Genomic DNA, 24,114 nt, shown 5'->3' with positions numbered 1-24,114 from the left:
CGTGTGGGAAGGCTACCGCCTGCTGCAGGAAATTCACGACGGCACTTTGCTGACCTATGTATACAGCGACAGCCAGAGCTATGAACCGCTGGCGTGTATTGATGGGATGGAAAGCCTGGAGATTTACTGGTTCCATAATGCGGCCAACGGAATGCCGGAGCTGCTGACTGACCGTGAAGGACAAAAAGCCTGGGAAGGTATCAACAGCCCATGGGACAAACTGCTGCGTGAATCCAGCGAGCGAGTTCCGGTGTTGGAGCAGAATCTGCGGATGCAGGGCCAGTACCTGGACCGGGACAAATTTGCTTTAGCAAATTTGAACATCGCTTCAGCGATGGCCCCAAGGGGGTGAGGCACCGAAGGGGCCGAATCAACCGGACTGCACGACAATCTGTTTCGTTATTATGACCCGGACAGCGGACGGTTCACTCAGCAGGACCCGATAGGGCTGGCGGGCGGGATCAACCTTTACCAGTATGCGCCGAATGCGTTCAGCTGGATTGATCCGCTGGGGTTGAGTAAATGTATAGGCCAAAGCAAGTCAGATCCATATAAAGGATGCGTCAGCGTATTTAAAAAAGTCGCACTCCGAGAAAATTAAGAAAGAAAACGTTGGAGTCTTTCAAAATAGATTCAATCAGATTTCGTAAAGCGACTGACTCACAATACGGGTTAAGATATTATGATGGTGTCGATGCTAAGGCGAGACGTACATATATTTTTGAGACATTCCCTGCTACTCCAAAAAGCCTGGCAGTGAAAACAGAATGGAATCAGATGACTAACGTGTCTCAGTTTAAAGTTAAGCTGGGTTCTGTCATTCTTAAAGGAAGGGCATCATCTCAGGGAGTCGGTTTGCCCGGCGGGAAGATGCAAAAATACATAACCGATCTCAATAACTTATTAGATTTATGAAAATGACAAAAGTAAATAAGGCAGTTGCAAAGATACAAAAAGCTATAGGTGAGCTTGATAAAGCTATTATCACTAAAGATACAAAAGTATTATCCGTAAGTTCCGTATCTCAACTTTCCAAATTTAAGGAAGCTTTTTTTGTTATATTAGAAACAATCAAATCGGATAATATCCCCCCTAAAAATGAAAGGATTATAAGTATATCAAGAATTATAGTTGATCAATGGCCTTTTTATCTTGAGTTGGGAAATATAATTATCGATGCAGAACAAGCTTATAAGGAAATATAGTTAAAAAAGCCGGAATTGGTCTAAATGATACTTTCGGCATTTACGTCAGTTACCCGTCGTCAGGGTAAGACAGCCCGCCTCCTCCCGGACGATAACAGCCTGGCCGGTCTAAAGCCCTGTCTCGGCCAGCCACCTACCCGCGATGCTGTACTGAGCGGTAATAAAGGGTGCCCGCCTTTTATTACCGAGCTAAAATCGACTTAGCCCAGCACGCGCTTTGCCTGGTACTGCAGTACATTGCGTCAAGGATCGACGTCATGGGCATCTGTTCTTCTTAGTCACTTTACCCGACTGCTTCCAACTTACGCGAGGTTCGTGATGCAAATGGTGGGGGCAGTACATCGACAGCAAAGCCGATGATGTGGGGGAATATGTGTATGCGGAAAACGTTATGAACCGCTGGCGCAGGTCGACAGCTATCAGCAGCAGGCAGAGGTATATGAGTATTACACAGAGATCAACAATCTGCCGGACAGGGTGATGGATGCACAGAATGACACCGCTTGGCAGGACACATTTGCCACCTGGGGTCCCAAAAAGCGGGAAAGCAGCGGCCTTGAGTGCGAAACGGGTCTTCAATATAACATTTTCCGGTACTATGATTGTGCTGGGGGCGTTATATGCAGCTATAGACAGGTTAGTGGCGATGCAATTTTTTATAAATACCACAAAAAAATAGATTAGGTAGTGATTTTGATTACGTCACCAATAAGAAATATACTTCTGAGACAGAATTAAGGAAATATCTAGCCATTCTAAAATAATGGGGCGTCAAAATAGATAAGGTTACTACTTTTAAGCCTCAAAAATGAAATGGATTACTGAAGGTGCTGCTGCTCCGCAAATAAGTACTAACCGGCTGGAATTTTTGAAAAGGGGAGACTGTCAGGGACTGATAAGTATCAAGAAGTTATCAAAACCCACAAAAATCAGAACAGATTAAGTGAGTTTATAATAAAATGAATATATATAAAGCTATTGAGGTTTTAATCGAGCTGAATGTCTTAGTAGAGAGAAAGAACAAATTACAAGGAAAGAAGTTTTACAAATCAGCAATTGATATTTTAAAAGACGAAAATTCTTCAATCATTGATTTAGAGCTTTTTATATAGGAATTTTTGTGGGTATTTGGCTCATGGTGAATTTGATGATGAAGAGTATCAAAAAGTATTGCAATTGATCAGTTTTTTAGAAAAATAAAATCTCATTTGTTTAGATTTTTTTAAAATAGACATAATAATCAAATTGTAAGGCTGTTTTAGCTTTGAGCCAGCAGGCCGAGCAGTAGATTACATTTAAATATGATGCTCTGGGTCGCATTGTTGCTGAACAGGGGAGCGGGGCGAACTGGCTTAAGAGTATGACGAACTGGGAAATTATACTGCACTGACACTGCCGGATGGCAGCAACTTGAAGCAGCTTTACTACGGTAGCGGCCATCTAATGAGCATCGCATTAGATAATCTGCCGCGCATGTCATGCATAACCGCGTCACCGAGCTGAATGGTATTCGCTGGCAATACGATATCCATGGCCGTACCCCGGAGAAAGATGACGGGCATATCCGCTGGCCTTATCGCTATGATGGGGAGCATCGCCTGAAGAATGTCATCAGCGAGCCGCGTGACCGTAACAAGCCGCGCACAAAGGTGATTTTTCGCTACGATCCGCTTGGGCATCGCATCAATAAAAAACCAGTCAGCCGCTGTTACAGGGGAGACCGTCGGCCAATGCCGTCACGACGCGCTTTGTATGGGAAGGCTACCGTCTGCTGCAGGAGATCCACGACAATACTGCTGCGCGAGTCCAGCCAGCGAATGCCAGTCGTTCAGCTGAACCTGTGGATGCAGGGCTAGTACCTGGAGTAATTTTGCTTCAGCAATTTTGAACATCGCTTCAGTGACGGCCCCACCGGGTGAGGCACCTCAGGGGCCGAATCAACCGGACTGCACTATAATCTGTTTCGTTATTATGATCCGGACAGTGGACGGTTCACTCAGCAGGACCCGATAGGGCTGGCGGGCGGTATCAACCTTTACCAGTATGCGCCGAATGCGCTGAGTTGGGTGGATCCATGGGGGGTTGAGTCGGTGTAGTAGTGGAAATAAGGATAAATCGCATTTCTATGTTGGGTCAGAAGGGCCATGTGCAACACTTCCTTCAACAGGTTATAGGTACATGAGGTATTTAAATGATGATGGGACACCAGAGAGATTTTTAGAATCAACCCTTTAGACTAAGTCTGCGCGAATTAACTATTTTGGTTTCAAAAAATTCGAAAGTGGAAGTGCTACTCGTGATGCTTTCCAAATTAAAGGTCGTGATCCGAATGATCCTTAAGATATTTCATGGAGTGATGGCAGATCAAGAGTCATGTTTGACACCTTACAACTTTATGAAAATGGCCTGCTTCAGTCTGAAGTTCCTGGAATGTTTGGTAATAAAGAGTGGGCTCCTCTTGAACCATTTACCTAAGCTTACCCAGAATAGGGAAAGAATGGGATTCCACAACTTATTTTTGATAGAAAAACAGTAATATTTGATGACATTAAAGTTCATCCAGAGAACAAAAATGAATCTTGATTCTTATAATGAAGTGTTAGACTACCTTAATGAATATTTCACATTAAGAGTTAAAGATGAGAGTTATCTACGTGAACTGAGAGAGTTAGTAGAGGGGTCTAGAAGACAAAAAACTGTAACTATCAGACCCATGCAGATACTTTTTTGGGATTATGTAAAAAAATATAATGACTATAACGTTGCCACTATTGAAGAAGAAAAAGAACTGTGGAGAGATCTTTTAGGTTGCTGGCAATAATCAGGGATGAATTTGTCATTATAACTTGCTCAGTCTAGCGCAAGAGTTTCCCTTGATGAAATGTTTGCGCTGGTGGGCGAAATTAACCAATTCCCTTAATAAAAGTGACATCAAGATGTAAGCCAAAATTTGGTAAGGGTGGAGTCGAAAAATGTGTGCAGACAATAGAATGGTACATTTCGAGGAAGTAAACATATTGTCGGAGGAGTGATGGATTATTTTTCGTATAATGAAGTTTTATATTATCTTGAAGTTTTCTTTAAAAAGGAAATAAAAGATCCTGCCAGCTTAAAAGAAATGTTGCTAATGTTACAATTGTGCCGGGAACATAAAACAGTCACAATCAGGGCCATAGATCGATTTTTTATGAATTACAGGAAAAAGTTTGAGGATTACACTGTACCTACTACTGAAGAAGAGGAAGTCTGGAAAAGTTTACTCAATGCATGGCAATGATGATTTATCGTTTTCTATCCGGCAATAGCTTTTTAAGCGGCCAAGCCACTTGAGTAACCGTCATTTATTATTGCCTTTTTAATTCACAACTACATAAATACTTATTGTTAAAGGATATCGTTCTCATCAAAAAAATTTCGGTCGTTTAATTGCAGACAGGAGCGAGCAGGCAATCCGAGGAGACGTAAACGACGGTGAGTTTTGGATTCAGGCATCGCGCTGCTGGTCGCACCGTCAGGTTTTTTTCAGTGTCGTATCTCTTAGCGCTACATAAAATATAGTTATTTTGTGTGTTACCTCGGTTAAAGGAAATGGCAGTTTTTTAGGAATCAGTTTTATAAATTTCTTCGGAGGATAGATTGAATTTAAACAAAATAAATTTAACCTGCATGTTTGATGGTGCAGTGCGTGATGTAGAGGTTCACCTAATAAGTGGTGTCAAATGTATCATGAAGGTTAATATTGAAAGTAAATATCAATTGAATGCTGAAGGTGATGATTTTTTTGAGTGCTTCAAAAGAATAAGGGAGTTGGATAAAAATATAGTTTATTATTGCAAAGGCGCTAAAGTTAATGTACTCCCCTCACGAATGACAAGACAAATGTCTAAAGGGCTGAGTGCCTATGAAACGAGTTTAGGAGTTCCGGCTCGTAAAGGATATTTAGTTAATATATTTGATTATGCAAATGAGGGATTAGCCTTCGACCCATCAGAGCAGGATGAATATGAAGCAAAGTGGTTTTCGTCATTAAGTAATGAAATTTAATCCTTTTTATTGTAAAAGGGAAATGTAATGAGGCTTTAAACTCTGTCTGCTCCTTGAACCATTAGTCCTTCTGGATATACACACGGGTGTCCACGATAATCTTTTATGCTATTATCACCTCGCTGACGGTCTTTTGAGGTAGATGGACCCGGTAAGAGTTCCTGCTGAAAAAAAGTTTATGTTGGTGAGGTCGGGGCCCATAATGGTTTTTATTTGGGAGGCACTTAGCAAATAACAATTCACAAACTATGGGGTGTGCCTGGTTTTAAAATTGCTGATAAATGGCTATTATTATGATTGTAGAAATAAAAATAACATTAAAAGATATAGCTATGTTGTTACGTAAAAATGGGGGCGATGATATTGCTAATAATCTGGATAAATTGCTCAAAGTAGCTGATTACAACACTGACGATTTTGTCAGAGGGGCTAAAATGTTACTTGGTGGAATGGGAAGTTTAAATGACATTGTTTTAAGCAAGGAGGGGGTGCCACTTATTGAAGATAATAATAAGCTAGAGGCTCTAAGGAGAGATCTTTATAATATATGTTCATCATATAAGTCTGGTTCGTAATTTTTAAGGCCGCAAGTTATCCCACGATCCTTCCGGCTTTAGTTCATCTCTCTACCAGATACAACATGCCAGGTCATGCTGCCTGATTTGTTTAATCTCACGTACTTATCACTATAACCTAGCAGGCCGTCCTCTTCAGATGGAACGCGCAGAAGGATGGCAAGAGCGGTTGCACTGGAGTGAGAACGGACCGCCGCTGGCCTATGAGTCGTCTGATGGCAAGCGCAGTGAATTCCGTTACGACAACGTCGGGCGACTGATCGCCAGCCGCAATGCAGAGGGTGAGACGGTTCAGCGAAGCTGGGACAGCCGTGGCCGATTGACGGCGCTGCAAAACGAGAACGGCGAGCAGTATCAGTTCGAGTGGGGCGCGGATTCTCTGTTGCTGGCTCAGATCGGGCTGGATGGCGTTGCCACGCGATATGATTATGACGCAGCGGGCCGCACGGTATCACGTACCTTTGCCGCCGGGCACCCTCAGTCCATCACCCATCGCTACCACTGGAGCCGTGCGGGACAACTGCTGGCGCGGACCACGCCGGAAGGCCAGACGCGTTATCACTACAGCGGTGGCGGCCAGCTGGGTAAAGTGTCGCAGCATCTGCCGCTTTCAGACACTGAGTGGAGCCAGCAGGCCGAGCAGGAGATCACCTTTAAATATGATGCGCTGGGCCGCATCGTTGCTGAACAGGGAGAGCAGGGCGAACTGGCGTGGGAGTATGACGCGCTGGGTAACTGCACAGCCTTAACCCTGCCGGATGGTCGCAATCTCAGGCAGCTTTACTACGGCAGCGGCCATTTACTGAGCATCGCATTAGACAACCTGCCGGTCACCGAGTTTACCCGTGACACGCTGCATCGGGAACTGAGCCGGACACAGGGCGGCCTGACCATGCGCAGTGAATATGATCGGTCAGGCAGACTGCGCCGCCGTGACGTGTTCAGGGGAGACGCGCAGCGTCCTGCGCCGCGCGTCTGGTCCCGTCGCCGCGACGATAACCTGTTCAGCCAGACATTATGGAACTACGATAACGCCGGCCGGCTGTTGTCCCAGGACGGTGCGCAGTATGACTGGAATCAAGTTGTGGCAGATAAAGCCTGGTTCTACGATAATCAGAGGCAGAGTAGCTCCGCAATTTAGCCATGGACCGCAATTTAGTGGTGGTGAAGAGCAAATTTTTGTCCTGCAGCCTTAGAAATATGGAACTTTATTATGATCTCTTCTTATGAATTATTATTGAATGACGCCCTCGAAAAGGTAGTTGACGCTATTAGTCGGCATGAACGCAATGAGAAAGCACCTCTTTCTATCCATGTGTTGACTCAGGTAAAAAAAGAACTGGAAGAAATGATTAGGACAATGAATCCAAAGGTTTATATGCCTGCGTATCCACGTTTTATTCTCGATTGGCCATGCGAAGATATACTGATAACAGAATTAGTTGATATTGCCGCTCTATACGGAAAAATAAGTAAAAACTAAAAAGCTGGAAGTGATCCTAGCGATCCTTTCAGTTTTTACTTTAGCTGTCCGCCGCCAGGGTAATACAGCCTGCTCCAACCCTAACTCTGACCGCCTGCCCCGTCTCAAATCCTGCCTCCCTTAGCCACTTAACGGAGAGGACCATCGACGGCGTGTAACCGTCAGGATAATCACCAGCCCCGCTGGCGTTATCGCTACGATAGTGAGCATCGCCTGACGGAAGTGATCAGCGAGCCGCGGGACCGTAAAAAGCCGCGCACAAAGGTGAGTTTCCGTTACGATCCGTTGGGATGTCGCATCAGTAAAACCAGCCAGCAACTGTTACCGGGGAGACCGTCTGGCAATGCCGTAACGATGTGCTTTGTCTGCAAAGGTTACCGCCTGCTGCAGGAAATCCACGACGGCATTCCGCTGACCTATGTACACAACGACAGCCAGAGCTATGGGCCGCTGGTCCGTATTGATGGTGTTGAAAGCCCGGAGATTTACTAGTTCCATAATGCGGCCAACGGAATGCCGTAGCCGCTGACTGACGGTGAAGTGCAAAAAGCCTGGGAAGGCATTAACAGCCCGTGGGGCAAGCTGCTGTGCGAGTCCAGTCAGCAGCTTGCCTGTCGTTCAGCAGAACCTGCGTATGCGGGGCCAGTACCTGGACCGGTACAAATATGCCTGAGCAAATTTGAACATCGCTTCAGCGATGGCCCCAGGGGCCAAATCAACCGGACGGCACGACAATCTGTTTCGTTATTAAGACCCGGACAGCGGACGGTTCACCCAGCAGGATCCGATAGGGCTGCCGGGCGGGATCAACCTCTACCAGTATGCGCCGGATGCGTTAGGGTGGGTGGATCCGTGGGGGTTGATGAAGTGTAAAAACCTTGCGAAAGAAGTAACGAAGTCAAAAGAAAAAAAATCCCGATTATCCAGAAATTGATGTTTACAAGAACAGGAAGCTTTAAAAGGTACAATTCTCTATGCTATTTATCCTATCGCAGACCAAAAACCTGCATATGTAGTGACATTCCCTACTGTTAGACAATACAGAAATAATCCGTTAGGTTATCACTTGGCTTTGATAGTTAAATTAGGTCCACGCTGGCCAATTCGTACAAAATTAAGAGCATTTTATGTAAGCGAGGATATTGATGTTGCCTATGGTAGAGCAGTAGCAAATAAAATTTATGGTGATGGTGGGGGGCTTCAGTTCTTTGTACCAGAGAAATTTAGGTATTTCATAATCCCAGGGAAGATTATTGCTATATGAAAAAGTTAAAATTTGAACCAACTACAGGTACATTAGTCATAGATGAAAAATATTTGGAAATTACAAGTGAAGAGCTTTTTTGTAAAAGCGAGCTTTACAACAGTTTACAAAGTTCAGGTTCTATAAAAAGCCTGATGCCTCATCATTATCTTATCGACTCAATAATTTTCAATAATAAAGAGTTTGAACTTCATATAAGGCCAGTAATTTTTAATTTTCCTTTCATGGTTCAACTTGTGGATAAAGGAAATGAATATTATCATTCTTTAAATGATTGGGATAGGCGAGCTGACATTGAAATGTTAAATGAATCAGTAAGAGACTTATCTAAATGGCTTGGCTCATCTCTTGGACTAGGGAGTCCTGATTTTATTAAAGCTGAAGTCGTTAGATGGGGTTTTCCCTGGGGGAACGTGTCAGTTTCATATGAGACAAGGTCATTTAACCATGGTATATATATAACCAGGGATGCAGGGTTATAAAACAAAATTATAATAACAAATAGTTAGGTTGGGTAAGTTAAAGAAAGATGCATATTAAAAAATGCAATATTTTTCTTATAAAAAATCAACTTGTTTACATGTTTACTTTAAAATGCAATCTAAAATGATTCAGTGATTATTAGATAAAATAAAGTAGATTTTAAAAATCAGACTCTGCACTTTTATCAGGATGGAAAAACTACACCATTCTAGGCAGTTTTTAAACTCTGGAAGAACAAATCTTCAGAACGAGCTGTTTGAGAAAAAAATAATGCGATCTGGTGCTGTTCTTGAGAGGGTAGCACGCTAAAAAAAATCTATTCGACTTATGAAATAATGAAACTATTGCCGGTTGATAATGAGTCAGCTATTCTTTGGTTTGTACAGCCGGGTTAAGCAACTCAACATGAGACCTTTTTAATATTGATAAATTAGCTGAAAACAGCTTTTTGAGGGGTTTATGAAAATAGTTAATTATCAGAGTGAAATTAGATTAATTCATGATGGTTTTGAAGATGCTTTGTTGAAGAATGATAAGGAAGTAAAATGTCCTTGCTGTGATAGTATTGTTTATTTTGGGTTGTACAACTCAGAAAGTTTAGATGTGTTTGACGAAAGAAAAAGAACACATATAGTCGGCGGCATTAAAGGACTGAAATTTATTGAAGGCGAAATTAAAGAATATAGATATAAAAATAGCCCACTGAGAGTGCTGAAAACAAAATGCTCAAATGGGCTGCATAACATAGTAGTTGTTTTTACTTACAAGGAAACACAACCTGCCCGATATGCGTCTTATCTTGTAGGTTTGTTTGATGATGAAAGTATTAATAAATAATATTATGACATTTAGGTGTAGTTAGAATGTTATGGCCTCTTTAAATAATATCAAATATAACGAGAAAAAAGAACCGAGACAAGTTATTAATAAATATGAAAATGGTAAAAGTCAGGTGATATATAAGAGGGGATATAATATTTCTATTCAATAAATCGGTAATGATATATGTTTTTTAACGACTATTGTAATGATGCAGGTAATGATTTTAAGAATTAACATATGTTGACTATTTCAAAGGTACATAACTTATTACTTTAATATTGACGCGCTGAGGTTCGATGATAAGGCGGGTGTCTCTGCTGCGGCTAAGTCGTCCGCTGCACCTGAAGCAAGAAGCCCTGCTCGCAAAGCGCGTCCGTTGCCCGTGAATAAATAAGCTTTCTTTGATAAAGTTTATCCCGTAGAGCTAAGGTTAGTGAAAAAAACAGGCGTCCCGGCCGAAGTTACCATGGCTCAGTTAATCCTTGAGTCAAGCTGGGGGATTTGGTTCCTGTTGTTAAGAAAAGGAATACTGGCAGTAACAATACCTTTGGAATCAAAGTTGTTTGGTTCTGAAACTGTTACTCATGAAATTATCAAGGGTAAAAAAGTAAAGATCGTTTACAGTTTTGCCAATTATAGGTCGGTTGAAGAGAGCATTGAGCAACATGGTCAATTTTTGATGGACAACAAGCGTTGCAGCAGTCTTTTTAAATCTTAAGCTCCTATACAATGGGCGAAGGGGCTTCAAGAGAAAGGCTATGCAACAGATCCAGATTATGCTAAAAAGCTTATCGGAATTATGAAAGGTAGAGGTCTTATATGATAAGATTTTAACGGCGTTGATGATTGTTTTTCCCCTGTCAGTTTTAGCTAATGATTTTTGCGAAAAGTTAGATAAGTCAGGTATTACTAATGGGGTTCAGCTTGATAATACCGATAATTTATATAAAGTTGGAGGGAAAGGGCATTTGCAGTTTTATTCAGCGCCTGATGAAAAATGTTTGTTGAAAGGAATTTTTGTTATACCCAATGATCATCTTTATGCTTACGTTGAACTGAATGGATTTTACCGCGTCATGTACCTCTCAAACAACGATGATCAAATTATGGGGTGGGTTAAAAAAAACAGACTGATTGAAACGCACAAGGGCTTAGCTCCTGACTACAATAATCCTGGCTGATTAGTTTTAAACCTGAACGAGGATAGCTAGAAACTGGGCGCGGGCTTACAGGGATCTTGTTATAAACAGACTATCAGTAAAGCCATAGAATTCCTGTTCGCGTCTGAGAATCATTCAAATGGCCTGACCAGACGATATACTAATGAAGCTGCAGAATTGTTAAAGGTTTCAGATGAATACAATGAATTTATTTATTAGGTTATTTTTTTTGGTTTTTGTTACAGGTTGCTCAATAGGTGTTGCAACAGCATCGGATACCCAGACGCTTTATTCTCAGTATAATAATCTGAATAGTGTTTCAAATGTTTTTAATAACCAGAAAGTCGTTTCCAGTTTGAAGTCTGTGCTAGGTAGTGAGTACATTAACTTCAGCCAGAATTTTGATGTTTTTGGCGAGCCTCACAAAACAGAGAGTGGTGGTATATTCGTTGATGGCTGGTTAAAGGATCTTTATTTTGTGCAGGCTTCAGCATTTGTTATACAGCCTGACGGTAAAGTCTATGCTGCATGGATGTTGCCTGAAGATAATAATATACATTATGTAAGCAATGATCGTGCAAGTAGTAAAATGCAGGAAGATATTGCGAGTTGGGTAAAGCGTTTTGATAAAGAACAATCAGTTACTCCCGCAAAAAACAAAAAAGAAATGCAAAGTAATAGTGAGGGATTTTTCGAGACGGCAAAATTCAAAATAAGAATAACGTCACTCTGCGCTGTGGGTTCGAAGTGTAATGACGTTAGTTATGAGGGTGTAAGAAAATCGGATGGGGCACTTGTCAGATTAAAAGGCAAAGCCATGAAAAGTGATTGTGGTCAAGCATTCTGCCCGGTACTGAGTTATAAATTCCGTAATAATGATGCAACATACATTATCAACAATGTAATGAGTAATCTTACGGTTGTCGTTAATAATAAAATCGTGCTGTCTGAAGGCGGGAAGTGGATGGATATTTCCGAGTAGTTAAATTTTTGCGTGATGGTGTTTCATGTATGCGCACTATTGCACGGGATTATTCACAGCACATGTAAATAACATATCATTAAAAATAAATATGGTTTTATTAATCTTGCTGCTTTCAGTTGTAGTTATTTATTAGCTTTATATCAACAGCTGGAAGAACAGGGTTAATTAGCATCTGAAATTTCAAGGTTAATTAAATGAAAAAAGTTGGATTTAGCATTGCGGTTTTATTGTCAACATCTTCATTATCCTTGTTTGCTTCTGAACACTTTACCGGCCAGTGGAGTGGGCAGGAAAAAAATGATAATGGGTCATTATATTCAACGTTAACATTAAAATTAAAACAGAATAATAATAACATAATGGGTAGTTATTGTTATGTTATCAGAGGCGGGAACAAAATAGATTGCCCTGATGATAATGACATCAACATCAAAGGCACCGCAAATGATAAAAATGCTTTGATTGAATTTGATTCTTCATTTGGCGGGGTGAAGGGTAAAGCAAAGTTAGAATTTAAAGATAATAAACTTTTATGGAAATTAATCAAAGACCCTGAGAATGGCGAGTTTTATGCACCAAAAACTTATACACTCGATAAAGAAGTTAATCAGAGAAATTTAAAATCGAAGATGAAAGTTTTTTCAACATCTGATTTCACTATTACCTTAGTCAATGGTTGCGGAGAGTTTTATACAGTATGTGATAAAATTAAATACTTTGGGCTCAGAAATAAAGATGGGAAGCAAATTACTCTTGAAGGTAAAACCACGCAACCTGTTAATGCAACAAAAGCGGAAGGAATGATTTTCACAAATGGTACCGTAGATTATATTGTGAGCTTTAATCCGCTTGTGCTGAAGGTAATGCAGGGAAATAAAACACTCGCACAGCAGGATGGTAAGTGGGAGTGATGATTTTTATGATTCTCATTTGATATTATTACTTCTTTTCAAATGCTATGAATAACCTTGGTTGATGCTGTGATTTTTCTTGGGGTGGTGATATTTTCTCTCCACCCAACAAATATTTTTGAAATGTAAATATTTAATATTTAGTGATTTTGTTACGCTGCATTAGTGAATAAATGTGACTTATTATGTTAAGCCCCTGGCTCTGATAAAATCCAATGATTATGAATCGTTTTTTCGCCAGTCTTATATTTGTGCCTGTTATCCTGTTTTTATCCTGCATTGCAAGTGCAGAATCCAGCACTTAATCGTCTCTTCCTGCTCTTTACGAGGGCGATTTTTCCGTTCTGCTGAACGATTATGTTTTCACTTCAGGTGACACCTGGAGCAACGAAAATTTCGTACGCGCAGGCAAGGCCCTGAGTTCAGTTCTGGCCGGAAAAGTGGCCATCAATAATCAGCAGTACAACTATCTTCAGCTTAGCTAGGACGGCTTTGAGTCGTTCAGCGCTGCGGCGGCTGGAGATGCCAGCCATACGGTTCTGGCTGAGATCCTTCTGAGAAGTGCCAGCGTGCCAACGGCCCGGAATATTGGGGTAGGTGATAGCACGGAACAGGTTCAACAAGCCTATGGACCAGGAAAAGAGGATAATAGTGATAATCAGCACTGGCTTGTACACACGTCGGGCGGGAAACAATTAATGTTCCAGATTGACCAGGGGGAGTTCAGCTCCGTCATGTTGAAAACAGACCTGGGTGCAGAGCAAAGCGAAATCAGCGCTGACCAGGCTATCATTGCCGCCACGGAAGCGATTCATACCTGGCACCTGACCAGCCTCGATGATAACTGCCTGCGGTACGATCCCGACGATAGCAGTAATAAACGTTTCTTTGTCATCACGGTTCGTGAAGATCATCACGACAGCAGTTGTGGTGGCGATCCTCATATTAAACATCAGCTTTTTGATATTAAAGTTGCGCGTGATAATACATAGCTACTCACTAATGCCGATAACTTTGATGGCGAATTCCATAGCCTGATTCCACCCAGCATAAAAAATTAATAAAACGGACCACCAATATGAATTACAAATTCAATGAGGGCGCCTTTTCGCTTTTTCCTGCTGCCTGGCAGGACACCACCATGAATATTCTCCGCGACGAAGCCAGTGGGCTGGCAGGGGTTGTAAGCCGCGGTGTTATTGCTGAGGACAGTGATGCGGAAAAGAATTGAAGCGTCATTGGGACACGTTGCGGAGTCAGATGTGTTATATCCAGCAGAGTGAATTTGTACGCGTAATGGCGGGTGTGGATAATGTCCCGAGAGCCAGAAAGTAAAATAGCACCCTGGTTTGGTGAGATTGGTTTAGGTATACAATATCTTTTGCCAGAATCAATGCAGTCTATAATTGATTCCGGACATTTAAAAGAAGTTAAAACAGGAAGGCAATGTGGATAAGAAGTTATTAATCAAAACGTTATCATCTATGGATATTCCAGCGGGCAGCTATTCGATTGAATATATATCTAATGAATCTTTATGTTTAATCTATGAAGGGTTGCTTTGGAAGATATTTTATAGTGAAAGAAGTCATCGTACTGACGAAAGATGCTACGCCGATGAAGAATCCGCATGCAAAGCATTTTTGGCGAGATTAAAACACATGCTGGGATGCTAAATAAAATGTTAAAGCCGCAGTGAAATTGATAGGCCAATATTATTCATCTTTTCGTTATGTAATATCTAAGGTCGTCTGCTAAGCGTTCACCTCTTATCCTATATGCGCTGCGCGTCTGGTCCCGTCGCCGCGACTTCGATTATGGCAGCAACCTGATCCGTGAAGAGCGCGACGATAATCCATTCAGCCAGACATTAAAGAACTACGATAACGCTGGTCGGCTGTTGTCACAGGACGGTGCGCAGCCGGGTTATGAACAGTGGCGCTGGGATGGCGCAGGCAACCAGCTGGATCGTCATACTGCAACGCATGTGGTGCATAACCGTGTCACCGGACTGCACGGTATTCGCTGGCAATATGACATTCATGGCCTTACCACTGAGAGATGAAGGGCATACCCGCTGGCACTACCGTTACTATGGTAAGCATCGTCTTACGAAGGTGAGCAGCGAGCCGCGCGACCCTAACAAGACGCTCACTAAGGTGAGTTTTCGCTACGATCCGCTGGGACGCCGCATCAGTAAAACCAGCCAGCCGCTGTTACTGGGAAGACCGTCTGGCAACGCCATCACGACGCGCTTTGTGTGGGAAGGCTATCGCCTGCTGCAGGAGATCCACGATGGCACTCCGCTGACCTATGTGTACAGCGATAGCCAGAGCTATGAGCCCCTGGCGCGTAGTGATGGGGTGGAAAGCCCGGAGATTTACTGGTTCCATAATGCGGTCAACGGGATGCCGAAGTTGCTGACTGACAGTGAAGGGCAAAAAGCCTGGGAAGGAAATAACAGCCCGTGGGGCAAGCTGCTGCGTGAATCAAGCGAGCGATTTCCGATGGTGGAGCAGAACCTGCGGATGCAGGGCCAGTACCCGGACCGGGACTGATTTTCTTTAGCAAATTTGAACATCGCTTCAGCGATGGCCCCTGGGGTGAGGCACAGCAGGGGCCCAATCAACTGGACTGCACTACAATCTGTTTCGTTATTATGACCCGGACAGCGGACGGTTTACCAAGCAGGATCCGATAGGGCTGGCAGACGGGATCAACCTTTACCAGTATGCGCCGAATGCGCTGAGGTTGGTGGATCCGTGGGGGTTGAATTGTAAAAGATTCAAGGAAAATATAAAGAAATTAAGAAAAGGCCCCTTGCAGAATCACTCGCTGCTATATTTACAAATAGTGATTACGAAACTGTTATTACAACATAATATATTGTCTTATACCGTGTTTATGGAGGACGGGCTGATGTGGGCGGTTCATTCGTCTCAACATCAAGTGCAGGTGGTCGTATTCAACCAAAAATTGATGCTGCGTTGCTACCTGAATCGAAAAATACAAGACTGGTACCTAAGGGTACAATAATGTAGATTGATTAAGTTGCCCCTCAAGTAACAAAATCTGGTGCAATCTTTAATGGTTAAGCTGAAAAAATAATTCCTCCTCGAGAATGGGAACAGAGTTATATTTTAAATTTTAAAAAAATTAACACGCCATAGGTTTTAATATGAAAAAGAGTGAAGTTATAAAAATCCTGAATGATACTTTATTATTAATAAAACATGAAACTAACAATTATGGAAAAAATAAGCTTGATGATGTTATTAAAAAGTATGAACTTACAATAAAAAAATAGTGAATGAAAGTCTTGAGCACAATGACATCCACAACTCAGTAAAAGCTTATTTGGAAATTTATAATGATTACGATAACCCATTGCTTTTTAAAATGTCAGATGCTGAGAAAGCAGTGTCTACATATCTGCGGCCAACGGGATGCCGAAGTTGCTGATTGACAGTGAAGGGCAAAAAGCCTGGGAAGGGATCAACAGCCCGTGGGTCAAGCTGCTGTGTGAATCCAGCGAGCGAGTTCCGGTGGTGGAGCAGAATCTGCGGATGCAGGGCCAGTACCTGGACCGGGACTAATTTGCATAAGCAAATTTGAACATCGCTTCAGCGATGGCCTCAAGGGGGTGAGGCACCGGAGGGGCCGAATCAACTGGACTGCACTACAATCTGTTTCGTTATTATGATCCGGACAGCGGACGGTTTACCCAGCAGGACCCGATAGGGCTGGCTGGCGGGATTAACCTTTACCAGTATGCGCCGAATGCGCTGGGGTGGGTGGATCCGTGGGGGTTGATGAAGTGTAACAACCCTGCGAAAGAAGCAACGCAGTGGCAGGGACCAAGGAATAAATCTTATCCAGGTGTCGATATTTATGAGAATACGGTAATAAAAAAAGGTACGATACTTTATGCCCTTCATCCTAATGGAGATCAGTTACCTGCTTATACTGTAAGCCATCCTACAGTCAGACAACATAAAGGTGATCCACTTGGCTATCATGAAGCTTTGCAAGTTGAGTTGAACCCAGCATATCCAATGCGTTCAAAGGTGAGAGCTTATTACGTTACAGAAGATATATTTGTAGCCAGAGGGCGTGCTGAAGCTAATCCTAAACATGGAGAAGGGGGAGGGCTGCAGTTCTAAATTCCGGAAGAAGCTCGGCTTAAACTGAAACCTGGAAAAGTAATTGACATATGAAAATAATGAATTTAGACGAGTCAAGTGGAGCTTTACATATAGATGGGAGTGAAATAGATCTTTCATCTTACGAGGCTTTTACTAAGTCCTTTTTTTTAATTCAGTTGATGATCTGACATCAGTTGGAAAATATCGTTTTTTTTTAGAAGACGTCAGTTGGCACGATGAACCATTTACTGTGGAATTCAATCCGGCTGTTTTTTCTTTCAAGGCGCTTGTTTTCCTCACTAGCAAAACCGGTGATTTTTATAAAAGTCTATCTGATTGGGAAAAAAGAGCCAATGTAAAGGCTTTAAAGGAAGAAGAAAAAAGAATGTTTGAATGGATGCTTAATAGATATCCCAATAATTATAGGGGTGAATTAAAAGATCCTCCTTATGGTCATGTTTGGAATTTTGAATGGGGAGAGATAACGGTACAGTCGGAAGAGAGATCATTTAATTGTGGGATATACATTGAGTGGGGCTGATTTTAAATTACCAGTCTTATCAAGATGTTATTTTATAATTTTTGTACAATGACATATTAACAAGTTGCCAATATTTATAAGTTGGCTCTATATGATGGATGCGAATGTTCGATAGCGATTTTTTATTCCTTTGCTGCTGGAAGGAATGGCAAGCAGACCTGCTAGCGATATATTCACGATGGCAGGGGTATGGTGAATTCTATTTCAGATGCTAAATAATTTGTCATGATCTTTTTCTGATGGAATTTATGGTTGCTATTTGATGTCATTATTGCAGTGATAATAAATGGAGCATCTAGCATTTTTTTCAATCAAAAAATGATAGGGTTTTTTGTGGGTTGTATGCTTAACGATATATAAAACTGATGTGATAATGACTGGTTTTTCTCTTCAAATTTAATATCTCAAGAAATATATTTTTACCCTGTTGAGCTTATAAGGAGATAAAATGAACCTGCCAGGAATGAATCCCGAAAATAACTTACCGGGTTATGACATCGCGAGACTGACCGGTTATGGGGCACCCGATTTTGATTTCAAAGCGCTGGGTGCGGCAATGGATTGTACGCGGGAGTTTTATCAGGCTGGCATCATCTATGCAGATGGCGCACAGCGTTATCTTGTCCGGCCTGGTCAGCGTCATCATTTCACTTGCCAGTGTGGGCGGTGCATTAAAAGAAGCTCTGGCAACATGGCGAGCAATCAAATCGGTCTCTTCTTTAAAAGCCACGGAGTGGCTCAGGAACTATCCAAGGCAGGACCGGGCGCGCCTTACTGAATTAATCATCAAGGCACAAAACCCGGGTATAACTAATAAAGAGCTTAAAGCCGCCATCCGTGCAGGACTCTATCCAAAACGTTTTCCTGTAGAACCGGTGCAAAAAGAACTTGTTAAGCAACTCGCACAGGTCGTCACGAGCGCAGCGGCTGTGGCTGGCAGTGCTGTCAGTGGTATCATTGCTGCTCCAGGTAACGTGCCGCGTACCGGACGCTACATCGTGGGAACAATCCAGTCACTGGCGGTAATTTAATGCAATTTTTATCATGGCTTGTCGGGCGAAATATCACTGAACTCCTGCAACAGGGGCGCGAAATAGATCAGGCAATCGCACGGCAGGATGATTCCATACTTGCCCGTTCCACTTCAGAGCTTGAACGCTATTTTAAACAGCCTTCTGAGTCGCTGCCCCGGCAAAACGGCTTCCCGGTTGCAATAGTGCTGATGCTGCTGCTGGTTGCATTTGCATTTAATCTGCTGACATTTCTGCACGCGTTACCTCCTCTGAGCCCACAGATACATGCGTTGAGTTTTTTTGTTCCCTCAATTGTTGTTATTGGCGCGATAATCACGGCCAGTTACCTGCTTGCGCGGGGCCATACAACTGGTGTGGCGGGACTGGCTTACGTCTGTGCAATGTTGCTTATATCGACTGTTTTACTCCTGAGCTACAGTGTTGTTACGGCTAGCCACTCGGGCCTGTGGCTGCTTCTGGCACTCGCTGCTTTAGTGGGTGCCCGCTGGGTACTGAATAGGCAGGGTTTTGTCCTGTTTGCCATGTACTGCCGCACACAACGCCTCGCTAGCGTCGCCCAGCAGCGTCGCATGAAATAACCCGTAGTTGTTTTTAGTGCTGTTATCGCGGAATACCCCTTCCGCGAATCTTTTCTTTTTTTCTCTCAGACCTGTCGTTGATAGATTTCGATAATGAGGATTGCCATGCAAAATTCAGGTTTCTTCGGCGCGACTTCGATTACAGTAACGTCCTGAGCCTTGAAAATCGTGATGATATACGTTCAGCCAGACATGATAGAAATACGATAACGGCAGTTGGTTATTGTCGCAGGAAGGTGCGCAGGCAGTTAAGGAACAACGACTCTGGTATAGCGCAGGCAACCCGCTGAATTGCGAGTCCACCCAGCGAAAATCAGTAGTTCAGCAGAACCTGCGTATTCTATATGGCATGAGACGGGTGCAAATAATTTTTGGCCGCCTGGCGTATATACTTCTGGGTGAATTCCAGATGAAATTATAGATCACAAAGTCAGTAAATGAATTTTTTATTAATATAGTTTAAAGAAAGGAGTAAATGATGGGAAAGACTATATTTAGTGGCTACGGCATGTTTATTACCCAAGAGGATGGAAAGTATTTTATCAACTATGATGCTGGTGGGATTTCTAATAAAGATGTTAAGTTTGAGATAAGCGAAGAAGAGTTTAATAAAGCCAGGCTATGCGAACAAGACGCTTATGAAGTAATCATTCGCACTCAAGTTAGAGATAAAATAAACTGCCAGCAGTGAGCTGATTATTTTGTGATTTCACTAACTCCAAAGGCGGCCAAACTATGTTTCAGTAGTTCGACTTTTCAAATCTACCAGTGGCATTAAGTGCTGGATAAACCATTTCCTCCCCTTGCCCATATCCATCCCTTCTCCCCGAACACAATCTTTTTCCTATGACCCACCCCTTGCTTGAACCCATTCCCTGTGCCAAACCCCCTGAAAAACCCACCTGTCATCACTATTCCCTCTGGCTATAACCTGCCGTTATACCCTCCTGCTAAACAAGCATTCGTCACCTTTCAGAACGCATGAAATAGTGGTTTCAGAACCTGATCTTTTGGCTGAAACGAGAGACAACATGCTAATCCCACAACCCTATTTACTCTTTCTTGGCGATGTTACCGATCCCCTCGCGGCAAAAACGGCGCGCGGTATTCATATCTGGCGGCCGGACCAGTGCGTTGGCGAAATTAAACTGCCGGGCTGCACGGTCAGTCTGGGTCTGGATGAACTGGATATTCCCGGCGCTAAAGTGCGCGGCGCAAAAACGCTGGTGCTGGGCACGGCGAATGCCGGCGGCTATCTGCCAGCGCACTGGCTGGAAACGATTAAAAGTGCCATTCAGGCAGGTATGAATGTGGCCAGTGGTCTGCACCACCGGCTGGTGGACGAACCGGAACTGGTCGCGCTTGCGCAGGTTGCTGGCGTTGAGCTGTTCGACCTGCGTCATATGCGTCCGGCGCTCAGTGTGGGCAGCGGTAAGAAGCGCTCAGGTAAGCGCATCCTGACCGTGGGTACGGACTGCTCTGTGGGCAAGATGTACACCTCTCTGGCGCTGGAAGCTGCGATGCGTGCGCGCGGCATGAAAGCTGATTTTCGTGCCACGGGACAGACCGGTATTCTGGTCGCAGGGGAGGGTATTGCTGTGGATGCGGTCATCGCTGACTTTATTGCCGGTGCCGCAGAAGCGCTGTCACCGGCGAATGACGAGGACCACTGGGATATCGTTGAAGGGCAGGGATCATTGTTCCATCCCTCCTATGCGGGCGTGAGTATGGGGCTGATGCACGGTGCGCAACCACACTGGCTGGTGATGTGTCATGAAATGGGACGTCCCCATATGCGTCATTTGCCACACCAGCCCATGGTCAGCCTGCAGGCGTGCGTGGAAGCCAATCTGCGTGCCGCGCAGGTGACCAGTGAGTCGGTTCAGCTCGCTGGCTTTGCAATCAACACCTCCAATTACAGTGAAGAAGAGGCGCTCGTTTATTGCGCCGAAATCAGCGCTGAGTTCGGCTTACCGGCCACGGATCCGGTGCGCTTTGGTATTGATGAGATCGCCGCACTGCTTCAGGAGCGTGGCTGAAATGCGACAGTTGCAGATTGAGGTGGTGGAGCTGCCGCTGGCGCGACCCTTTGCTATCGCACGTGGTACCCGAACCGCCGTGACGGTCATCCGGGTCACACTGGAGCAGGAGGGTTTCATCGGGCAGGGCGAATGTACCCCGACGGCGCGTTACGATGAGTCGCCGGAGAGCGTTCAGGCCATGCTCGAAGCCGTTCGTACTGAGGTGGAGTCGGGCCTGAGCCGTCATGATCTGCAACACCGTTTACCCGCCGGTTCAGCGCGCAACGTGCTGGACTGTGCGCTGTGGCGACTGGATGCCGCCCGGGCGAATCAGACGCTGTGGCAAATGAGTGCGTGCTCTCAGCCTGAGTCAGTCATTACGGCAGAAACCCTTAGCCTGGATACGATGGAAAATATGGCTCTCGCGGCGGCGGATGCCGTGCTACGTGGCGCCATCCTGCTCAAAATTAAGCTCGACCGCAGTGAGATTCTGAAAAAAGTGGCGGCCATTCGTGCGGCGGCACCGCATGCCACGCTCATTATCGATGCCAATGAAGCCTGGTCGGGGCTGGACCTTGAAAGCCTGCTGGTGGCATTGAAAGCCTTCAATATTGCGATGGTCGAGCAACCCCTTCCCGCTGGACAGGATCATGACCTGCAACGCTTCAAGCATCCCATACCGGTCTGTGCCGATGAAAGCTGCCATACGCGGGCGGATATTGCCGGATTACGCGATCGTTACGAAATGATCAACATCAAGCTGGATAAGTGCGGTGGCCTGACGGAAGCGCTGGCGATGGCGGATGAAGCCCGGACGCTGAATATGCGCATCATGGTCGGTTGCATGCTGGGCTCGTCACTGGCCATGGAAGCGGCATTGCCCGTCGCGGTTAACGCAGAGTTCGTCGATCTGGATGGCCCTATCTGGCTTGCCGCCGACAGTTCTCCTTTTTTGAGCTACTCCGAAGGCCGCATCTGGCTATAACTCTGCGAGGCGACGATGACGGACACACAACGTACTTCTCCTGCAACCCGCGCTGCCTTGCCATCCCCCGTGCTGGCGATTCAGGATCTCAGCGTCTCGTTTCATGGACGCAGCGGTGAAAATCAGGCACTCAAAGGCATCAGTTTTGCCATTCATCCCGGTGAAATTGTCGCTGTCGTGGGCGAAAGCGGCTCCGGTAAATCGGTCACGTCGCTGGCTGTGATGGGCCTGCTGGCAAATAACGGCCGTGTCGATCGCGGCAGTATGCAGTTTTGCGACCGGAGCGGAAACGTGCATGCGTTAGAAACGCTGGATGACGCTCAGCGCCGCACACTGCGTGGCCGTGAAATGGCGATGATCTTTCAGGAGCCCATGACGTCGCTGAATCCGGTGCTGCGCGTTGATGATCAGCTTACAGAGGCATTACGCGATCACCATCTGTGTGACAAAAAGCAGGCCCATGCGCGCGTGCGTGAACTGCTGCGACAGGTGCGAATCGCCGATGTGGATCGCGTCATGAAAAGCTATCCGCACTCGCTGTCAGGCGGCATGCGGCAGCGTGTGATGATTGCGCAGGCCCTTGCCTGTGACCCGCAACTCCTGATTGCTGATGAGCCGACCACTGCGCTGGATGTCACCGTTCAGGCGCGCATACTCCATATTCTGCGTGACCTGCAACGCGAGAAACAGATGGCGGTGCTGTTTATCACCCATGATATGGGCGTGGTAGCGGAAATCGCCGATCGCGTGGTGGTCATGCTACGTGGCGAAGTGGTCGAGCAGGGAACCGTATCTGAGATTTTTGCCGCCCCGAAGCACGCTTATACCCAGGCGTTACTGGCGGCAGTGCCAAAACTCGGCGATATGCGGGAACACACGTGGCCGCAACGCTTTCCTCTGCCGGGTGCGGGCGAGGCTGTGCAAAGCGAACAGCAAACCGCTCGCTATGATGTCGCGCCGCTGCTGGATGTGCGCGGCCTAAAAGTCTATTACCCGATCCGCAGCGGCATCTTTTCAAGCCTTACGCATCATGTGCATGCAGTGGAACAGATTGATTTCAGTCTGTGGCCCGGTGAAACCCTGGCCATCGTGGGTGAAAGCGGCTGCGGCAAATCGACCACCGGACGGGCGCTGATGCGCCTCATCAACAGTGACGCTGAAAGTATTCATTTTGAAGGAAAGGAAATCTCTGACCTGAAAGAGGCCGCGTTCCAGCCGCTGCGCCGTGAAATCCAGATGGTGTTTCAGGATCCTTATGCCTCACTGAATCCCCGCCTGACAGTGGGTTTTACCATTGCCGAGCCATTGCTATTACATGGCATGGTCTCTTCACTTGAACAGGCTTCCCCACAGATTGATGCGCTGCTGAAGAGCGTCGGTCTCCTGCCAGAGCATGCGCGTCGTTATCCGCACGAATTTTCGGGTGGTCAGCGTCAGCGTATTGCCATTGCCCGCGCTATGGCGCTGAAACCGAAAGTCATTATTGCGGATGAGGCGGTATCGGCGCTGGATGTCTCAATTCAGGCACAGGTGGTGAACCTGATGATGGACCTGCAGCAGCAAACGGGCGTGGCATGGATTTTCATCTCTCACGATATGGCGGTCGTCGAGCGTATTGCGAATCGCGTCGCGGTGATGTACCTCGGCCAGATTGTGGAGCTTGGACCACGTCAGTCGGTCTTTAATCAGCCGCAACATCCCTATACCCAACGTCTGCTGGCTTCCGTTCCGGTCGCCGATCCAGAGAACCGTCAGCCCCGTCTTTTCGATGACAGCGAAATTCCCTCGCCGCTGCGTAAGGTGGGTGAAACGGTCACTAAACCCCGTTATCGCCAGGTTGCGCCCCAGCACTGGGTCGCTGACGGCATTGCATTGTAA

Annotated in this window: 22 protein-coding genes and 9 pseudogenes; 29 read left to right on the top strand and 2 right to left on the bottom strand. The window is 45.0% G+C overall.

Going from position 1 to position 24,114, the window contains the following annotated elements:
* From LQK91_RS22025 to LQK91_RS06690, 9 genes and pseudogenes are all read left to right on the top strand, one after another.
* Nucleotides 1–601: pseudogene (locus LQK91_RS22025) on the top strand (RHS repeat domain-containing protein); the annotation flags it as partial.
* A gap of 316 nt (nucleotides 602–917) precedes the next feature.
* On the top strand, nucleotides 918–1,205 hold the full coding sequence (locus LQK91_RS06730; protein WP_033762819.1) for a hypothetical protein: 288 nt from the start codon (nucleotides 918–920) through the stop codon (nucleotides 1,203–1,205).
* 1,267 nt (nucleotides 1,206–2,472) lie between these two features.
* Nucleotides 2,473–3,289, top strand: a pseudogene (locus tag LQK91_RS22150) (RHS repeat domain-containing protein); the annotation flags it as partial.
* A gap of 488 nt (nucleotides 3,290–3,777) precedes the next feature.
* Nucleotides 3,778–4,026, top strand: a complete 249-nt coding sequence (locus LQK91_RS06715; RefSeq protein ID WP_033762812.1) for a hypothetical protein — start codon at nucleotides 3,778–3,780, stop codon at nucleotides 4,024–4,026.
* Nucleotides 4,027–4,236: 210 nt separating this feature from the next.
* Nucleotides 4,237–4,482 carry a hypothetical protein gene (locus tag LQK91_RS06710; protein ID WP_231001603.1) on the top strand — a complete coding sequence of 82 codons (246 nt, stop codon included), beginning with the start codon at nucleotides 4,237–4,239 and terminating at the stop codon, nucleotides 4,480–4,482.
* A gap of 359 nt (nucleotides 4,483–4,841) precedes the next feature.
* Entirely contained in the window at nucleotides 4,842–5,249 is a 408-nt protein-coding gene (locus tag LQK91_RS06705; protein ID WP_146257618.1) for a hypothetical protein, read from the top strand.
* Nucleotides 5,250–5,530: 281 nt separating this feature from the next.
* Complete coding sequence (locus LQK91_RS06700; protein ID WP_105099272.1) at nucleotides 5,531–5,824, top strand: DUF6966 domain-containing protein; 294 nt, start codon at nucleotides 5,531–5,533, stop codon at nucleotides 5,822–5,824.
* A 106-nt stretch (nucleotides 5,825–5,930) separates the two neighbouring features.
* Nucleotides 5,931–6,890, top strand: a pseudogene (locus LQK91_RS06695) (type IV secretion protein Rhs); the annotation flags it as partial.
* A 147-nt stretch (nucleotides 6,891–7,037) separates the two neighbouring features.
* Nucleotides 7,038–7,307 carry a hypothetical protein gene (locus LQK91_RS06690; RefSeq protein WP_105099271.1) on the top strand — a complete coding sequence of 90 codons (270 nt, stop codon included), beginning with the start codon at nucleotides 7,038–7,040 and terminating at the stop codon, nucleotides 7,305–7,307.
* 40 nt (nucleotides 7,308–7,347) lie between these two features.
* Here the strand turns inward: LQK91_RS06690 and LQK91_RS06685 are convergent, their stop codons facing one another.
* Nucleotides 7,348–7,452, bottom strand: coding sequence for a SymE family type I addiction module toxin (locus LQK91_RS06685; RefSeq protein WP_105099270.1), 105 nt, complete (start codon nucleotides 7,450–7,452; stop codon nucleotides 7,348–7,350).
* Between the two features lie 17 nt (nucleotides 7,453–7,469).
* Between LQK91_RS06685 and LQK91_RS06680 the strand changes: the two are divergent.
* From LQK91_RS06680 to LQK91_RS06650, 7 genes and pseudogenes are all read left to right on the top strand, one after another.
* Nucleotides 7,470–8,241: pseudogene (locus tag LQK91_RS06680) on the top strand (RHS repeat domain-containing protein); the annotation flags it as partial.
* Between the two features lie 326 nt (nucleotides 8,242–8,567).
* Nucleotides 8,568–9,053: a hypothetical protein gene (locus LQK91_RS06675; protein ID WP_105099269.1), complete on the top strand. Its 486-nt coding sequence runs from the start codon at nucleotides 8,568–8,570 to the stop codon at nucleotides 9,051–9,053.
* 460 nt (nucleotides 9,054–9,513) lie between these two features.
* Nucleotides 9,514–9,891, top strand: a complete 378-nt coding sequence (locus tag LQK91_RS06670) for a hypothetical protein (protein ID WP_105099268.1) — start codon at nucleotides 9,514–9,516, stop codon at nucleotides 9,889–9,891.
* A 418-nt stretch (nucleotides 9,892–10,309) separates the two neighbouring features.
* Nucleotides 10,310–10,699, top strand: a pseudogene (locus LQK91_RS06665) (glycoside hydrolase family 73 protein).
* A 19-nt stretch (nucleotides 10,700–10,718) separates the two neighbouring features.
* Nucleotides 10,719–11,057, top strand: coding sequence for a hypothetical protein (locus LQK91_RS06660; protein WP_105099266.1), 339 nt, complete (start codon nucleotides 10,719–10,721; stop codon nucleotides 11,055–11,057).
* Nucleotides 11,058–11,229: 172 nt separating this feature from the next.
* Nucleotides 11,230–12,018 carry a hypothetical protein gene (locus tag LQK91_RS06655; protein ID WP_105099265.1) on the top strand — a complete coding sequence of 263 codons (789 nt, stop codon included), beginning with the start codon at nucleotides 11,230–11,232 and terminating at the stop codon, nucleotides 12,016–12,018.
* A gap of 197 nt (nucleotides 12,019–12,215) precedes the next feature.
* Nucleotides 12,216–12,932, top strand: coding sequence for a hypothetical protein (locus LQK91_RS06650; protein WP_231001602.1), 717 nt, complete (start codon nucleotides 12,216–12,218; stop codon nucleotides 12,930–12,932).
* A gap of 422 nt (nucleotides 12,933–13,354) precedes the next feature.
* Here LQK91_RS06650 and LQK91_RS06645 read toward each other — a convergent pair whose 3' ends face one another.
* On the bottom strand, nucleotides 13,355–13,597 hold the full coding sequence (locus tag LQK91_RS06645) for a hypothetical protein (RefSeq protein WP_231001601.1): 243 nt from the start codon (nucleotides 13,595–13,597) through the stop codon (nucleotides 13,355–13,357).
* Between the two features lie 33 nt (nucleotides 13,598–13,630).
* Between LQK91_RS06645 and LQK91_RS06640 the strand changes: the two genes are divergently transcribed.
* From LQK91_RS06640 to LQK91_RS06585, 13 genes and pseudogenes are all read left to right on the top strand, one after another.
* Nucleotides 13,631–13,924, top strand: coding sequence for a hypothetical protein (locus LQK91_RS06640; RefSeq protein ID WP_231001600.1), 294 nt, complete (start codon nucleotides 13,631–13,633; stop codon nucleotides 13,922–13,924).
* 86 nt (nucleotides 13,925–14,010) lie between these two features.
* A pseudogene (locus tag LQK91_RS06635) lies at nucleotides 14,011–14,258 on the top strand (DcrB-related protein); the annotation flags it as partial.
* On the top strand, nucleotides 14,245–14,388 hold the full coding sequence (locus LQK91_RS22060) for a glycohydrolase toxin TNT-related protein (RefSeq protein WP_146257617.1): 144 nt from the start codon (nucleotides 14,245–14,247) through the stop codon (nucleotides 14,386–14,388). The pseudogene LQK91_RS06635 and the gene LQK91_RS22060, both read left to right, overlap by 14 nt.
* Nucleotides 14,381–14,608 carry a hypothetical protein gene (locus LQK91_RS06630; RefSeq protein WP_146257616.1) on the top strand — a complete coding sequence of 76 codons (228 nt, stop codon included), beginning with the start codon at nucleotides 14,381–14,383 and terminating at the stop codon, nucleotides 14,606–14,608. The genes LQK91_RS22060 and LQK91_RS06630 overlap by 8 nt, the downstream gene beginning before the upstream one ends.
* Nucleotides 14,609–14,712: 104 nt before the next feature.
* Nucleotides 14,713–15,968 (top strand): annotated as a pseudogene (locus LQK91_RS06625) (RHS repeat domain-containing protein); the annotation flags it as partial.
* 398 nt (nucleotides 15,969–16,366) lie between these two features.
* A pseudogene (locus tag LQK91_RS06620) lies at nucleotides 16,367–17,095 on the top strand (RHS repeat-associated core domain-containing protein); the annotation flags it as partial.
* A gap of 232 nt (nucleotides 17,096–17,327) precedes the next feature.
* Complete coding sequence (locus tag LQK91_RS06615) at nucleotides 17,328–17,618, top strand: hypothetical protein (RefSeq protein WP_231001599.1); 291 nt, start codon at nucleotides 17,328–17,330, stop codon at nucleotides 17,616–17,618.
* Between the two features lie 448 nt (nucleotides 17,619–18,066).
* Nucleotides 18,067–18,649, top strand: a pseudogene (locus LQK91_RS06610) (hypothetical protein).
* Nucleotides 18,649–19,230 (top strand): hypothetical protein, encoded by a 582-nt coding sequence (locus LQK91_RS06605; protein ID WP_105099264.1) that lies wholly within the window; start codon nucleotides 18,649–18,651, stop codon nucleotides 19,228–19,230. The pseudogene LQK91_RS06610 and the gene LQK91_RS06605 overlap by 1 nt, the downstream one beginning before the upstream one ends.
* Nucleotides 19,231–19,708: 478 nt before the next feature.
* Nucleotides 19,709–19,921, top strand: a complete 213-nt coding sequence (locus LQK91_RS06600; RefSeq protein WP_105099263.1) for a hypothetical protein — start codon at nucleotides 19,709–19,711, stop codon at nucleotides 19,919–19,921.
* Between the two features lie 340 nt (nucleotides 19,922–20,261).
* The gene (dgcN, locus tag LQK91_RS06595) at nucleotides 20,262–21,269 is read left to right on the top strand and encodes an N-acetyltransferase DgcN (RefSeq protein ID WP_105099262.1); all 1,008 of its coding nucleotides are present in this window, start codon (nucleotides 20,262–20,264) and stop codon (nucleotides 21,267–21,269) included.
* A 1-nt stretch (nucleotide 21,270) separates the two neighbouring features.
* Nucleotides 21,271–22,236 carry an N-acetyl-D-Glu racemase DgcA gene (dgcA, locus tag LQK91_RS06590; protein ID WP_105099261.1) on the top strand — a complete coding sequence of 322 codons (966 nt, stop codon included), beginning with the start codon at nucleotides 21,271–21,273 and terminating at the stop codon, nucleotides 22,234–22,236.
* 15 nt (nucleotides 22,237–22,251) lie between these two features.
* Nucleotides 22,252–24,114 (top strand): ABC transporter ATP-binding protein, encoded by a 1,863-nt coding sequence (locus tag LQK91_RS06585; protein ID WP_033762228.1) that lies wholly within the window; start codon nucleotides 22,252–22,254, stop codon nucleotides 24,112–24,114.

The organism is Pantoea sp. MHSD4 (assembly GCF_021043305.1).
Classification (GTDB): Bacteria; Pseudomonadota; Gammaproteobacteria; order Enterobacterales; family Enterobacteriaceae; genus Pantoea; species Pantoea eucalypti.
The sequence above is the reverse complement of the archived record's forward strand: the minus strand, read 5'-3'. Positions and strand labels throughout refer to the sequence as shown.

Bases quoted from the DNA above. Each gene is read 5' to 3' on its own strand.
- LQK91_RS06730 (WP_033762819.1), top strand. From the start codon at position 918: ATGACAAAAGTAAATAAGGCAGTTGCAAAGATACAAAAAGCTATAGGT.
- LQK91_RS06715 (WP_033762812.1), top strand. From the start codon at position 3,778: ATGAATCTTGATTCTTATAATGAAGTGTTAGACTACCTTAATGAATAT.
- LQK91_RS06710 (WP_231001603.1), top strand. From the start codon at position 4,237: ATGGATTATTTTTCGTATAATGAAGTTTTATATTATCTTGAAGTTTTC.
- LQK91_RS06700 (WP_105099272.1), top strand. From the start codon at position 5,531: ATGGCTATTATTATGATTGTAGAAATAAAAATAACATTAAAAGATATA.
- LQK91_RS06690 (WP_105099271.1), top strand. From the start codon at position 7,038: ATGATCTCTTCTTATGAATTATTATTGAATGACGCCCTCGAAAAGGTA.
- LQK91_RS06685 (WP_105099270.1), bottom strand. From the start codon at position 7,452: ATGGTCCTCTCCGTTAAGTGGCTAAGGGAGGCAGGATTTGAGACGGGG.
- LQK91_RS06675 (WP_105099269.1), top strand. From the start codon at position 8,568: ATGAAAAAGTTAAAATTTGAACCAACTACAGGTACATTAGTCATAGAT.
- LQK91_RS06670 (WP_105099268.1), top strand. From the start codon at position 9,514: ATGAAAATAGTTAATTATCAGAGTGAAATTAGATTAATTCATGATGGT.
- LQK91_RS06660 (WP_105099266.1), top strand. From the start codon at position 10,719: ATGATTGTTTTTCCCCTGTCAGTTTTAGCTAATGATTTTTGCGAAAAG.
- LQK91_RS06655 (WP_105099265.1), top strand. From the start codon at position 11,230: ATGAATACAATGAATTTATTTATTAGGTTATTTTTTTTGGTTTTTGTT.
- LQK91_RS06650 (WP_231001602.1), top strand. From the start codon at position 12,216: ATGAAAAAAGTTGGATTTAGCATTGCGGTTTTATTGTCAACATCTTCA.
- LQK91_RS06640 (WP_231001600.1), top strand. From the start codon at position 13,631: ATGTTCCAGATTGACCAGGGGGAGTTCAGCTCCGTCATGTTGAAAACA.
- LQK91_RS22060 (WP_146257617.1), top strand. From the start codon at position 14,245: ATGTCCCGAGAGCCAGAAAGTAAAATAGCACCCTGGTTTGGTGAGATT.
- LQK91_RS06605 (WP_105099264.1), top strand. From the start codon at position 18,649: ATGCAATTTTTATCATGGCTTGTCGGGCGAAATATCACTGAACTCCTG.
- LQK91_RS06600 (WP_105099263.1), top strand. From the start codon at position 19,709: ATGGGAAAGACTATATTTAGTGGCTACGGCATGTTTATTACCCAAGAG.
- dgcN (WP_105099262.1), top strand. From the start codon at position 20,262: ATGCTAATCCCACAACCCTATTTACTCTTTCTTGGCGATGTTACCGAT.
- dgcA (WP_105099261.1), top strand. From the start codon at position 21,271: ATGCGACAGTTGCAGATTGAGGTGGTGGAGCTGCCGCTGGCGCGACCC.
- LQK91_RS06585 (WP_033762228.1), top strand. From the start codon at position 22,252: ATGACGGACACACAACGTACTTCTCCTGCAACCCGCGCTGCCTTGCCA.